This is a genomic window from Melioribacteraceae bacterium 4301-Me, from assembly GCA_041538185.1.
GTDB classification, from domain to species: domain Bacteria; phylum Bacteroidota; class Ignavibacteria; order Ignavibacteriales; family Melioribacteraceae; genus Pyranulibacter; species Pyranulibacter aquaticus.
The window spans coordinates 155,882-170,903 of record JBGORM010000005.1 but is presented as its reverse complement, the minus strand read 5'-3'; the positions used below and the strand labels follow the sequence as shown (position 1 = coordinate 170,903).

8 protein-coding genes are annotated in these 15,022 nt (G+C 35.0%); 6 read left to right on the top strand and 2 right to left on the bottom strand.

Annotated features, from left to right (window positions below; translation table 11 throughout):
* Positions 1-156: 156 nt before the first annotated feature.
* From ABRY23_09945 to ABRY23_09925, 5 genes are all read left to right on the top strand, one after another.
* Positions 157-5,583, top strand: a complete 5,427-nt coding sequence (locus tag ABRY23_09945; protein MFA3783372.1) for a choice-of-anchor A family protein — start codon at positions 157-159, stop codon at positions 5,581-5,583.
* 418 nt (positions 5,584-6,001) lie between these two features.
* Positions 6,002-6,628, top strand: a complete 627-nt coding sequence (locus ABRY23_09940) for an outer membrane beta-barrel protein (protein ID MFA3783371.1) — start codon at positions 6,002-6,004, stop codon at positions 6,626-6,628.
* 76 nt (positions 6,629-6,704) lie between these two features.
* Positions 6,705-7,370: a hypothetical protein gene (locus tag ABRY23_09935; GenBank protein MFA3783370.1), complete on the top strand. Its 666-nt coding sequence runs from the start codon at positions 6,705-6,707 to the stop codon at positions 7,368-7,370.
* An 85-nt stretch (positions 7,371-7,455) separates the two neighbouring features.
* Positions 7,456-8,472, top strand: coding sequence for a T9SS type A sorting domain-containing protein (locus ABRY23_09930; protein MFA3783369.1), 1,017 nt, complete (start codon positions 7,456-7,458; stop codon positions 8,470-8,472).
* Positions 8,473-9,228: 756 nt separating this feature from the next.
* The gene (locus tag ABRY23_09925) at positions 9,229-10,353 is read left to right on the top strand and encodes a glycoside hydrolase family 3 N-terminal domain-containing protein (protein ID MFA3783368.1); all 1,125 of its coding nucleotides are present in this window, start codon (positions 9,229-9,231) and stop codon (positions 10,351-10,353) included.
* Between the two features lie 334 nt (positions 10,354-10,687).
* Here the strand turns inward: ABRY23_09925 and ABRY23_09920 are convergent, their stop codons facing one another.
* Positions 10,688-11,500, bottom strand: a complete 813-nt coding sequence (locus tag ABRY23_09920; protein MFA3783367.1) for a M48 family metallopeptidase — start codon at positions 11,498-11,500, stop codon at positions 10,688-10,690.
* Positions 11,501-11,614: 114 nt separating this feature from the next.
* Positions 11,615-13,003 carry a C39 family peptidase gene (locus ABRY23_09915; GenBank protein MFA3783366.1) on the bottom strand — a complete coding sequence of 463 codons (1,389 nt, stop codon included), beginning with the start codon at positions 13,001-13,003 and terminating at the stop codon, positions 11,615-11,617.
* 320 nt (positions 13,004-13,323) lie between these two features.
* Here ABRY23_09915 and ABRY23_09910 point away from each other — a divergent pair, with 320 nt between their 5' ends.
* The gene (locus tag ABRY23_09910; protein ID MFA3783365.1) at positions 13,324-14,832 is read left to right on the top strand and encodes a cytochrome c3 family protein; all 1,509 of its coding nucleotides are present in this window, start codon (positions 13,324-13,326) and stop codon (positions 14,830-14,832) included.
* Positions 14,833-15,022 lie beyond the last annotated feature (190 nt).

Genomic DNA, 15,022 nt, shown 5'->3' with positions numbered 1-15,022 from the left:
TGACTCATAAATCACCTAGATATCAGTTTGAGACACCAGCTATTTTAAATTTAACATGATAAGTCTTTATTTCGTTTAAAAATCAAAATTTTTTTTATGGCACCCTGCTTGTCTTAAGAGTCTCACAAGAGTAAAAATCAATTTAGGAGAAAATAAATGAAGCAGCATCTAAACAATGTGTTTATGCTAGTTTTGCTTTCAGCTTTTTTAGTTGTGCTAAGCTCGACAAAGGCACAAATTAAAAGTGGGGCAAAAAAGGTAACTGACTATACTAGTATAGCTCAAGTATCAGGAACTGCCGACGGCATAAATGTGACCTACAAGAATCCATATACAAACAACAATCAAACATCGTACGCAGGCACATTTAAGGGGACGTTGAACGGCAATGCAGAAAAATTTTATTGTATTGATCTTCAGCATAACTTGGAATACAATAAAGATTATTGGGATGAAGGGCAGACACCACCTGAAATGACCTACATATTAAATAACTATTTTCCTTATAAAAATTCTTATCCTGGTAAACTTACTGATAATAATAAAGAAGCTGCAGCCGTCCAATTAGCAATTTGGCATTTTAGCGATGGACTAGATGCAAATACAATTACTGATAATACCATCAAGTCTCGTGCACTCGCTATTATTAGTGATGCCGATACAAATTACAACACACACGAGTTTCTTCAAACATTGTTAATTATACCTCCTTCTCAATCGTGGCCCCAAGGAAGTCCAGCATCATTTGATGTTTACGCAACAGATGTTAACGGTAATCCAATAGCAAACCTTCAAGTTCAACTATCAACAACACTTGGAACTTTGAGTGCTTCAACAGTAACGACCGATGCTAATGGACACGCAGGACCAATAACTTTATCATACAATGGTGTTGGGACAGCAACAATAAAAGCTAAGGCAGATGTAGAAATTCCTCAAGGTACAAGATATGTTCATAAAACAAATCCAGATGGGAAGCAAAAACTTGTTCTTGCAACTCCTTCATTCGACACAAAAGAAGTAACAGCAACAGTTGAGTGGTACACACCTCAAAGTTGTGACACCAAAGGATTTACCACATTTACTCAAGGAGGGTGGGGAAGTCCTTCTAATAGTTCCCCAGGAAAGATAAGAGACATGTATTTCTCAACTGTTTTTCCAAATGGTCTAACTGTTGGCGGAACTAAAACATTAAAGTTAACCTCTGCAACTGCAGTTAAAAATTTCTTGCCGCAAGGGGGAACACCTAATAAGTTAACATCTAACTATGTTGATGTAACCTCAACAAGTGCAGGAGTACTTGCTGGACAGATTGTTGCATTAACTTTGAATGTTCAATTTGATGCAGCGGGCTATATTGGGACCAACTCAACTAATCTTGGTGATCTTTATATTATTGGCGGTCCTTTTGCCGGTATGACTGTTAATCAATTTTTAGTAATAGCAAATCAAGTATTAGGCGGCGACCTATCAACTTATTCTTACAGTGATGTTAATGATGTAGCAGCAGCTATTAATGAAAACTTCGATAATGGAACTGTTGACAATGGTTATTTAACTTGTGGACCAACCATAGTTCAAACAATTGTAACTGATTTGTGCGCTACTAACAAGAACAGTGTAAATTATCCAGTAGCAAAACTTTATACAAATTACCTTTCAAACGGAAATATTAATTTTAGATTAGAATTAGAAAAAACACTTAACGATAATACTTATGGGACTGGTGCAATTGGCTGGCCTGGAGGTCATACTTTTAATCAATTAAAAGGAAGTGACCAAGCTGAGTTTAAATTATACGATGCTAACAATAATCCAGTTTTGGATTTTGTAATTGATTATATAGAAAGTGGACAGCCGACACCAAGTGGATATGGTTCGTATATTAAATCCGGTAATTCACCTTATATTCTTTACCAAAACACCTCTTTAAGTAAGAACTTTAATGATTTTGGATATGTTTTAACGACTAATTCACCTTCAACAGATAATAATTATACTCCAAATCCAAACTATCCAAATTGGATTTTTGACATGATATACGAAGCCACTGTTAGTAGTTCAGCTTTCGGTTCAGCTGGATTTGGCAAAGTTGAAGTAGTTGGCATGCACAATTCGCCTAATAAACTCAATTTTGATAATCTGATAGTTCCGGAAATTTGTTCGCCATGCAAAAATAAAATAGGCGATTTTATTTGGCACGATACCAATGTTAATGGCATTCAAGATTCTAATGAACCTGGAATCCCAGGCGTTATCGTAGAGCTCCTTGATTCGAATAACAATATAATTGCAACCGATACAACAGATTCAAACGGCCATTACGAATTCTCCAATCTTGATAACGGCACTTACAAAGTGAGAGTAGCTTCTTCTAATTTCTCTTCCGGCGGTGTTCTTGAGAGTACAGCTAATACAAAGTGGTACTCCACTAAAAAGAATCAAGGTAATGATGACTCTAAAGATAGTGATGCTAACATTGGTGAATCAGTTACAGTATCACTTAATTGTGCCGATAACACTACTATTGATTTTGGGTTTTACAAAACATGTATTAGTATAATTAAGACATCTGATAAATCTGATTATAATAAGTCAGATGTTATCACTTACACATTCACAATTGAAAATTGCGGTGATATTCAATTCCATGGCGGAGTAGATGTTTACGACGCAATGTTAAATCCAAATGGCGACCACAAAATCAAACACATTGATGTACTTGATGCGGGACAATCAACTTCATTTACAATGACGTATACCCCAGGTTCAAATGATTGCGGTGAACTCGTAAACAATGTTACAGCGGTTGGCCACCCAGTTGACGGCTCTGCTGATGTTACTGCACAGTCTTCCGCTACTGTTCATGTTAATTGTGGTGAAGTATGTGCAACAGATTGGTCAGTTGAAATAGGTCCAGATTCTGCAATTTGCGAGTACGACTCTAAATACATAACAATAACTGGTAAAGTTCACTTAACACCTAACCCAAGCATTGCATACTTGCAAACAAGCTGGAGAATTGTAGAACCGAACGATGGCAGTGTTGATAACTCAACTCATTATGCAACAGTAAAGATTACAAAGGATACTGTATTTACAATAACTGCACTGTGGCCAGGTATAAGACCGTCAGATCAAGTAGTTGAAATTCATTATGGAGTGAACATACTCGATTGCAATGGTAACCCAATTAAAGATGGTGCCGGTCGTGATTTATACTGGTATCCTTGGGTTTGTCCGCCACCACAAGATAAACATGCAGACTTAAAAATTGAAAAGACTGTTGATAATGAACATCCTCAATGCGGAGAAAACACAACCTTTACGATAAAAGTAACAAATAATGGTCCTGATGAAGCTAAAGGAGTACAGGTAACAGATTTACTCCCGACTGGTCTAAATTATGTTTCGAGTAATGCTTCACAAGGTACATATGACCCAAATACCGGTTTGTGGATGGTTGGTGACTTAGCCAGTGGAGCATATGCAACACTAACAATCACAATTAATGTAGATTGCAGTCAACTTGGCAACAGTACGTTCGATTTTGGTGTCGCAAAAGATTTTAACTTATTTGTAATTGAAGACGCAACTTCACCATCAGCAGATACACAAGGTAAGGTAGCTGTAGGTAGAGATGCTAACTTTAGTAACTATAGCATTGGTGATCAGTTACCTCCGAACAGCGGCGATGTATTGATAGTTGGACGTAATCTTACTTACACAAGCGGTGCAGTCTATAATGGTAATGTTGTCTATGGAAACAGTACAAACTTACCACAATCGTCAGTAAGCATTAGTGGAGGAACACTGAGACAAGACAGCCCAATCAACTTTGCAGCTGCAAAAGTATACTTAGAAAATCTCTCAACTACATTGGCTGGCTACACTGCCAACGGAACTGTATCTTATCAGTATGGTGGATTGAGTCTTACTGGTACAGACCCATTCTTAAATGTATTTGCTGTATCGGGTGCTAATTTGTCAAGTGCAAACAATATCCAAATTAATGTGCCCAATGGGTCGGTCGCTCTTGTTAACGTAAGTGGAACAACCATTTCGATTAGCGGCGGAATGAACGTTAGCGGTGCTACAAATCAAAATGTATTGTTTAATTTCAACGAAGCTACAAGCATTACAATTCAAGGAATTGATTTCAGGGGTTCAATTTTAGCTCCATTTGCAGCTGTTAACTTTATTAGCGGCGTACAGAATGGACAGATGATATGCAAATCATTAAATGGACCTGGTCAGTTTAATTACACACCTTTTATTGGAAATATTCCTCCGGAAAAAGAGTTGACAAATATTGCTAGAATTACTGCTAATTTAACTGACGATCCTAATCCAAACAACAACACTGCAAGTGCAACCATTACAATAACACAAGTTCAAAACAATAATGGCAATGGAAATAATAATAATGGAAACCAGTGGCAGCAAATTGGCTCATTCTCATCAGAAGAAATTGTTTATGCAATAGCTTACGATGCAAATGGAAATATTTATGCTGGCACTTGGGGTGGAAAAATCTATAAATCAACCGACGGCGGTCATTCATGGAACTTAATTAATCCAAACATGCATGTTGGTTTTATCTGGTCGTTGAAAGTTGTTGGCTCTTACATCTTTGCAGCTACAGAACAGGGCTTGTTCAAATTCGATGGTTCGAACTGGATACTTACTGGATTTGCCGGAATAGATGTACATGCTGTTACTGCTGATGCATCAAATACAATTTATGTGGGTACATATGGAACAGGTGTTTATTTCTCAAACGATTTAGGCGCTACATGGAATGCAATCAATAATGGATTAGGTTATAATTTAACTATCCAAGCGCTTACTGTTACTTCAAATTCTCATTTGTTTGCAGCTACTGTTGGCGGCGGTTTATTTAAATATAATGGTTCTGTATGGACACACTTAAATATTAACTACAATTTTGTATGGGCACTTGCTGCAACTTCAACAGATGTACTGCTTGCCGGCACTTACGGAGATGGCCTCTATATTTCACATGATGGCGGCAACACATGGTCAAAGTCAACATCATTAAGCGCACAATTCATTTATTCTATTTCAGTAGATGCAAGCAATAATATTTATGTAAGTTCATGGGCGAGCGGTGTTTACTCCTCCAGTGATATGGGCGCTACATGGACTTCGCTTGGAATGTATGGTTTTGGAGTAAGCACATTGGTTGTTAATCCTGCTAATGGAAATGTTTATGCAGGCACTAAAGGTGGACAGGTATTTATGATGGCATCTGCAAATACAACCACTAGCGTTAACGATTATGTTGATGTGATACCCACAAAATTCGAACTTAACCAGAATTACCCAAATCCATTTAATCCATCAACAACAATTAGATTTGCAATACCTGAGGCTGGTCAATACACATTGAAGATTTATAATATTATTGGTCAAGAAATAGCAACTTTAGTAAAGGGACAATTAATGCCTGGAATTCACAAAGTAACTTTTGATGCAGGTAACTTTGCTTCAGGAATTTACATCTACAAGCTGAGCGGACAAAATGTAAACATAACCAGAAAGATGATATTGATGAAGTAGTATCAAATGATACTAACTATAAGAGACTTCTGAAATATTCATTTTGTCATTCCCGTATAAACGGGAATCTATAGAGTGACCATAAATGTATAAATAATATTTCAGAAGTCTCTAAAAGTAACTACGAGGGCAGAGTTGAGGTACTCTCACTCATTGATGAACAAAAACCCGGTCCCACAAGGATCGGGTTTTTTATCTTAATAAACCGGTTAAAAAACAACAAAAAAATGTAAATAGACTGACCTCAGAAAAAACATTTTATAGTGTTTATAATAAACCTTGCAAGTTTTATTTTTTTTTTTTTAGATTAATTATAAGAAAGAAAAATTATTCTTTTTTATTACGACATTACAAACTTTATTGATTCTCCAATAGTAACTGCAATAATATCTGTCCTTCATTGCAAGGGAGAATGAAAATGACAGCCACTCTTTCTGTTAAAAAGACTTTTCTCTTTCTATTTTGCTTTTTTACTTTAACTAATGCTCAAATAAGAATCGGTTTAAGCAGTGGGATTAACTTTGCATCGTATTCATTATCTAATCAAGGCTCTGGTACTTCGTTAGAGAATAAAGCTGGATTTTTGATAGGAGCCTTAGCTGAATACCTTTTTTTAGAAAAATTATCAGCTCGTGTGATGCTGAAATATAGTCAGCTGGGAGGAAAGAATACTATTAATTCATTTGGTACATGGGGCACTGTTCATAACAAAATTTATCTGAATTATTTAGAATTTTCGTCTTACTTTGTGTATACTTTATTTCAAAAAACAATCTCTACCAAAATAATCGGTGGGGCGTCTTTAGGATATTTAACGAATTCTAAATTCAAAAATGAATTTGCGGAAGGGGGATTGAAAAGTATTACAAAATCATTCAATATGACTATGGATATAGCTTTAGAAAGCGAAATTCCCATTTTGCAAAGGACTTCATTGCTCCTTAATGGTGGGTACTCCTTTGGGTTAACTAATGTAAACAAAGAAGGAGGTGAAATGAAGACTAAAAATCTATCCTTTGGAATTGGTTTCTTATACAGTTTATAACTGACTACAAAGGGTAAAAATTCACCACTTAGTGTGTGGACCACAATTTGTTTTTAAGATAAAACATGGTGAACAAATGAAGTGTTCAATTTTTATACTTTTCATAGCAATACTATCCAGCAATATATCTGCACAAGGAACAGAGAAACAGACAGCGTTTTCTTCCTTTCACTTTGAAGTTTTAATAGGTGTCAATTTTGCGTCCTTTCAGAACCTTGGTTCATCCTTAATGATAGTAGGAAAAACAAATGCAACTCACAATTTGAATGTAAATTTTTCGATAGGCTACTCCGAAGCATATAAAAAAGATAAATATAATATTAAGTCCTTTAGATACATTAATATCGATAATAGTGGAAAATATCAAACCTACACATACAATAGAGAAAAAATTGAATATGACATAATACCAATTTCTGCTGGGGTTGAATATATTTTTGAGAATGTAATTTTCTCACCGCTTTTTTTCCTTGATGCTGGTTATAATTTCTATAGTACAAAAATTCATACTACACCCATAGAATATAACGTAGCTGGTTCTTATGATACATATAATGAAATACCCGCTGAATATAGGAATTTATTCCCACCGATCTCTAAAGATTGGTCTTATAGTTTTAAGATAGGAATTGGTAGTAAAGTTAGTATTACCCCATCGATTTATTTTGAGATGAAATATTTCTATCAATTTAATAGAGCAATTCCTAATACAAATAATATTTTGTTAGGTATTGTTTTTTAATATCTATAGTTAAAAATATATAGAAATTATTTTCTCCAGTAATTATAAGAAAATTTATAAATACCATCGATCGTTAGGAGGGGCTATGAAAAAATCTATTTGCTTTGTATTAATTTTCACTGTATCCTATAGTCCTAAAATTTTCGGTCAAGGAATTTATTTTAGTGAACCTACAAGCAGCTCAGTATATCATTTACCTTATGGTGGTAGTGTAGGAATTTCCTATAATTTTTATCATGATAATTCTATAGTTGTATATTCCTATTATGCTAAATTAACTTATCCAGATGGTTCACAGAGTGCATGGCAGTATGGTGAAACAGGTGGTTGGTGGGTAACTGTAGCTGGCACATTTCAAATTCAAGGTAAAGCATATGTACAAAGTCTTTTTGGAGGGGAATCTTATTGGGCATATCGAGACCCATTTTCTTTTAGTGTTATTGCTGATCCGCCTCCGCCTCCATCTGTTTACATAACCGGCCCATCCACAGCACCATGTGATGTTGGGACATGGACAGCAAATGTTTCTGGTGGCTATTCTCCATACACCTTTGAATGGTTTTATAAGTGGGATTGTGGCAACAGCTCTGCTTTAACATCTGAAGGGAAAGATTTAATCCAACCAGATGCAGCATGTGATAGCTGGATGCCAATTAATGGTGCTAACAGCTCTACTCTTAATTATTATCTGTGCGGTGGTGATAGTTATTTGCGTGTTGATGTTAGGGATGCAACAATGCAATTTGTTTCGGCGCAATATTTTGTTGCAGGCTCCAGCGGAATTGAACCTAAATTAGCAAAGAATCTATTAGAAGAAGAGTATGTTAAATCTGTTCCTAAAGCTTTTGAACTTCTTCAGAATTACCCAAATCCATTTAATCCATCAACAACAATTAGATTTGCAATACCTGAGGCTGGTCAATACACATTGAAGATTTATAATATTATTGGTCAAGAAATAGCAACTTTAGTAAAGGGACAATTAATGCCTGGAATTCACAAAGTAACTTTTGATGCAGGTAACTTTGCTTCAGGAATTTACATCTACAAGCTGAGCGGACAAAATGTAAACATAACCAGAAAGATGATATTGATGAAGTAGTATCAAATGATACTAACTATAAGAGACTTCTGAAACATTCATACTGTCATGTATAAATAATATTTCAGAAGTCTCTAAAAGTAACTACGAGGGCAGAGTTGAGGTACTCTCACTCATTGATGAACAAAAACCCGGTTCTACAAGGATCGGGTTTTTTGTTTTTAAAGGAACATTATGCAACCATTTTACTCTGCTTTGAAGTGACTTGTTTTAGTGCCTTTTTCCAGAATGGAACACAAAAAAATTAACAACCTTAGAAATTGTTAATAAAACAAGTCAAAAAACATGTTAAAGTGTGGCATATCATTTGAGTTTTCAAGAAGTAAATAAGCACCCTCTAAGGAAGCAAATAACCCTCGAAAAGCTTTCTTCTATAGTGGCGGTGTTTGGAGAAACGGTACTCGGCTGGGCTGTTTTTCCAGGATACCGCCTTCTGGTTTTTATGGAGTGGGTTTTTGAAAAATAGTTGACATTATAAAACCAATCTTTATTTTGCAGAACAACATCATAACTTTCAAGCAGCGATTTACTATTCTTGAGAATCTATTTTTTTATGTTCAATTAGCATGTGATTTAAATCCAAAATAATTCTTATAAAGGCTCGAATGATTTTCTATATAAATCAATTTCTGAAATTATTCTGTTGCTTTTGTACATCTCATTAATTGCCGTTAGTAGTATACAATCCCACTGCAGTAAAATTGAGACTTAAATGCTAATTGACTATATTACATTAAAAAAATTAGGCTAAGCAAAGTGGGAAAACAATTTTCTGCAAAAAAGCCGCTTTCTTTCGGCGGAAGATTTCTTATAGTTGGATTCCACGAAAAAGTTCTTTCTAAGGAAACTATTGAAACCATTCGTGAGGTGCAGCCTACAGGGTTTATTTTTTTTACAAGAAATTTGAAAAATCCTTCCCAGTTCAGAAGTCTTGTTGATACTTTACGTTCCATTCTTAATCATGAACCCATCTTAACTATTGATCAAGAAGGCGGTAGGGTGTCAAGATTTAAAATGCTTGGTAGTGAACCGCCTTCTGTACAAGACCTTGGAGAAAAAGATGATACGGAATTGATTCGTCTGCATGGGGAACTTACTGGAAAGCTACTGAGACTTTTTGGACTTAATCTTGATCTTGTTCCTGTATTAGATTTAAAAACTAACGAAGAAGAGCATAACTCCTTAAAAGGAAGAACTTTCGCTGTCGACCCATTAAAAGTCTCACTTTATGCACAAGAGTTTATTGATGGGCTAAAATCTCAGGGTATTCTTACTTGTGGGAAGCATTTCCCCGGATATAGCTTTGCCAAGTGTGACCCTCATCTAGAACTTCCTCTTATTTTAAGAACCAAGAAAGAAATGGAATCTCATGAGTGGGTTCCTTTTAAAAGATTACAAGATAAATGCGATAGTTTTATGCTTGCTCATGTTCGTAACCCAAACTTAGATCCAGAAAATCATCCCGCTTCTTTATCAATGGCTGTTGTTAGTAATATTTTAAGGAAAGAATGGAAATTTGATAAGCTTCTTATTTCAGATGATATCGATATGGGAGCTATAATCGACAATTATTCATTTAAGGACTCATTAGAATTGCCGTTGAAAGCTGGAAGTGATTTAATTTTACTTTGTCACAGGTTTGATAAACTCAAAGAGGCAGCATCTATTTTGTCAGAGCTTCCTGAAAGCGTAACCGAAGCTCCTTCTGTTCGTATTGAAAACTTCCGTAAATTGTTGGCACCTCCACTTTCTTTCTCTTTGGAAGAATTTCAAAATATAGACCAACAGATTTATTCCCTTAGAGAAAAAGTTTTGGGAAAAGAAAAAGCAAAAATGCGTTCTCCAGAAGATGGAAAACGTTCACCGGTTGAAACATTTTAAGTGTTTATTTTAATCTACAGCTTCTTTCTATTGGTAGGAAGAGTAATAATGCTTTATAGTATTAGACGTAACCTTATTGATATCACTTAACAAAAATGAGACCTAATCTTATTACCTTGTTTCTAATTTTTGCTTTCTTCAAAAGTTTTTTATCTCGAAATTATAGACTTCCATACTTTGTAAGGTGTTTTTCAACTAACAGCCTGTGAAAATATACTCACCTTTGGAAGCGCTTTATTTTATTTGTAATTTAATATGCACCACATAAAAGATGATAAGCTAAGAAAAAATATTAACTGAAAGCATGTAACTTTTCTAACTCTTTATCGATATTTCATTGCTTTGTTTTATAGTACTTAATTGCTTCGGACAGTTCCTTCTTAATATCTTCAATTCTGGTGGAATTTGATGGATGGTCGCTTAAAAACTCTGGCGGTTCTTTCCCTTTCATTGCTACTTCCATTCTAAGCCAAAAATCGAGAGCTTCATTTGGATTATAGCCTGCGATTGCCATAAATATTAATCCTAAATGGTCAGCCTCACTTTCTTGGACTCGACTAAACGGAAGAAGAACGCCTATCTGTGAACCCATTCCGTAAGCAGCCATAAATATTTTTTGGGTTTCAGCTGGCTTTTTTTCAATTGCTTTAGAAAGTGCTAATCCACCCAACTGACTAAGTAATGCCTGACTCATTCTTTCGTTTCCGTGTTTGGCAACTGCGTGTGCAATTTCGTGACCAAGAACGACTGCTAAACCAGCTTCGTTCTTTGTTATTGGTAGAATTCCAGTATATACTACAACTTTTCCGCCAGGCATACACCATGCGTTTGCCTCCTTGCTTTCAATTAAATGAAATTCCCACTTATATCCGCTTAATCGATTTGAAAGGTTATTTTGAGCAAAATATTTTTCTACTGCATCAGCAATTCTTCTGCCGACTTTTTTAACTAGTTCTGTTTCTTTCTGGTTGGTGCTCTCTTTATTTGATTTAAGAAATTGATTGTACTGTTGAAAACTCATTGAAAGCATTTCATTATCAGGAATTATATCTAATTGTTTTCTGCCTGTAATTGGAACTGAACTGCACGAGTAAAACAAAAGTGCGACTAAAATTAAAGTAAGAATTGTCTTAAAATGCCAGACCATGATTCCCCCTAATCTAAATTCATCTACTACTTAAAAATTATTACTTTATAACTGATATCTCAAGACGTGGTGCTGAAAGTTATAAGAATTTTGGGCTAAATACAGCAAAAGCTGTTATTTCAAATAGATCATTTTCTTATTCATGACGCCCGTAGTTTTCGAATCTATTGATTGAACATAAATGCAATAAATATAAACCCCAGCTGCAAGTTTTGATGCATCAAACGACACTTCATATTTACCGGCTGGTTTATCCTCATTTACAAGTGTAGCTAATTCTCGACCGAGAATGTCGTATACTTTTAATGTAACATGACTATTAGCTTTTAGCTGATAACCAATAATTGTCACAGCATTAAAAGGATTGGGGTAATTTTGCAAGAGTTTAAATTCCTCTGGCTGAGGGGATGCAATTGTTTCAACAGAGTTTACATCAGTTATATTTTCTAAAAAGAAAGTATAAGCAATGCCTCCTTTATTAAACCAAGATTTGGATAAATCAGTTTTGTTGTGGACATACTTGTAGCCGTTCGATTTAGCTGGGTCATGTGAGATTGGATTGCCGTTTGTATCGAAGCCTGCAAGCATTATAAGATGACCATTTGGATATAGTGGGGAACCGACAGACATAACCACTCTGCCTCCGGAAGCTAGTACCTCTCGCGCTTGGCTCCACGAACGATATCGAGTAACAGCGCCGTTAAGTCCATATTCTGCAGCGTTTTGGACTACGCGCGGCCATATTCCAAAAATTCCCCAGTACGGACACTTAGTGTCTCTTGCAAATTGTAGAGGGTCTACATCGATATTATAACTGCGCAAAACCATTGCAACTGAAGTAGGCGAACAAATCTCCCCTCCGATTTCTGGATCAACGCTATATTGATAAATATGCTTGGTATCAATAAAGATAGCTTCAGGTTTATCATTAATAATAGATGTAATATTAACGTTATCCGTTGTTTTTTGGTCACTTACAAAAAAGCTTAACTTGTAAAGTTCTGGTGATGGCTGACTGATGCTTGTTCTTTTCATTTCTACTTTGAACTGCCATTTAGTATAATAAGATTTAAGTATAACGTAATCAATTTCAACATTTATCTCATTCCCATTGTATGAAGTTGGTCCATAAGAAGACCAAATATTTGCTTTCCAAAATCCAACAGTAAGCCATGATGACCATCCATTTTTATAGAACCTCATCATTACTTTAAAACTGCTGCTGTCATTAGGTGCATGACCATTCCATGAAGGCAGACCGCGATTGAATGGAAACTGTGATGAATCAGGCTTAAAAATTACAGTACCAGTTGTAGCTTCTTCTGAAAGTATAATTTTTTTTCCATCACCACTGATTGTTGTGCCGTTTAAGCTTTCTATCTGTTGAACAAGTTTTTCTTTTTCATAAAAAAAATGTTGATCGGGATAAGTTTGACCAGAGATTATCGTTGTGCATGAAACTATAATAAGCAGAAACTTTAACACGAAATGATGAATTTTCATCACATTTTTGTAATTATTTTTTTAATTAAATTATAACTTTATTGTAAACATTCACTACCCAAATATGTAGTTGAGACCGCTAAAAAATTTTTTTATTGTGATTGACTAAAAAGTAAGATTCAAAGCTGAGTTTACGAAGCATCAGTATAATCTTTGTTGTCAGTGTCTATCCTCAAGAAGTCTCATTTTCATGAATTTTGCAAAAGACAAATTAAATTTTCGTATAATCATTAAAATCCATTTTGGTATTTTTATACTATATTATCTAATTTTGCCAACAAAAATCAATTAAATTATTCTTTTATTTTTTAGGCCTAAATATGAAACTCAAACTTCCTTATTCATCACAAAACTGGGTCTCACTAATTGGTGCTACAATAGCATTAATTACTCTTTTCATGATAATCTTTTTGTTTGTTATAACCGCTTTCTCTGCACAAGGCAGATCCTATTTGGGATTGGTAACTTATATCATTCTTCCGGTTTTTTTGATAATTGGGTTACTTTTAATACCCATTGGCATGTATTTAAAGATAAGGAGAGATAAAAAGAAAAACATAATACCATCCAAAGGTTGGCCGCAAATAAATTTAAACGACATAAGGCATAGGAATGCATTTTTTATATTTACGATTGGAACAACAATTTTCCTTTTTTTATCTGCTGTTGGCAGTTATGAAGCATTTAATTTTACTGAATCAGTAACTTTTTGCGGAACTATATGTCACACTGTAATGAAACCAGAGTATATAGCATATCAAAATTCTCCGCACGCAAGAGTAGCTTGTGTTGAATGCCATGTTGGTTCTGGCGCAAGCTGGTATGTCAGGTCTAAACTTTCAGGTTTGTATCAGGTTTATGCAGTTACCTTAGGAGAGTATCCAAAGCCAATTCCAACTCCAATTACTAATTTGCGTCCTGCTAGAGAAACTTGCGAAGAATGCCACTGGCCGCAAAAATTTTATTCGCGCAGCTTAAGAACGGAAAAACATTACTTAGCCGATGAAACAAATTCTGAGTGGGATATAATTTTAACAATGAAAATTGGTTCAAGTTTAAGTGCACTTGGCCTGCAAGAAGGTATTCATTGGCATATTAATCCAGACGTTAAGATTGAATATAAAGCTTCTGATGAAAGAAGACAGGTTATACCATGGGTACGTTATACAAATTTAAAGACTGGTGAAGTGACCATCTTTGAGGATGAGGATAATAAGTTGGAAAAATCTAAATTAGACAGTCTTCAAACACGAGTAATGGATTGCATGGATTGTCATAATAGGCCTTCACATGATTATAAACCGCCAGCATTTTTTATAAATAACGCAATTACAGCAGGCAATGTCCCAAAAGAACTTCCTCAAATTAAAGCCCAGGCAATGGAAATTTTAGGTAAGCAGTTTACAACTACTGATTCTGCAATGCAGTATATAAGTAATTCTATAAATCAATTTTACAAGGAAAATTACCCTGAAATTTATTCTACTAAAAAGTATTTAGTGGACAAAGCTATTAATGGTATTCAAGATGAATTTAAGAAAAATATTTTCCCTGAGATGAAAGTAAAATGGGATGCTTACCCAAACAATATTGGTCACATCGAATTTATGGGTTGCTTCAGATGCCACAATGGAACCCATAGTTCGCAAAATGGTAAGTTAATATCTAAGGATTGTAGACTTTGCCATGATATTACTGCCCAAGGTCCGCCCGACAAATTAGAAACTGCACCTATAAATGGCTCTTTAGAGTTTAAGCACCCAACTGACATAGACCAAGCATGGAAAGAAATGGCATGTGTTGAATGTCATACGGGATTAAATCCATAATTTTTCACTCGGGTTTTTTATTAAATAAAACTTGGGCTAAGTTATTAGATTAGTTGTAAGTTACTGTGGTTATTTGGTAATAGTATAATTCTTACTCTGCCAGCCGAGTTTAATCCCGAGAGAAAAAATTCATTCTTATTGAATTTTGTGAATTAAAATTCTCAAGATGAATTTATCATTATGCAAATTC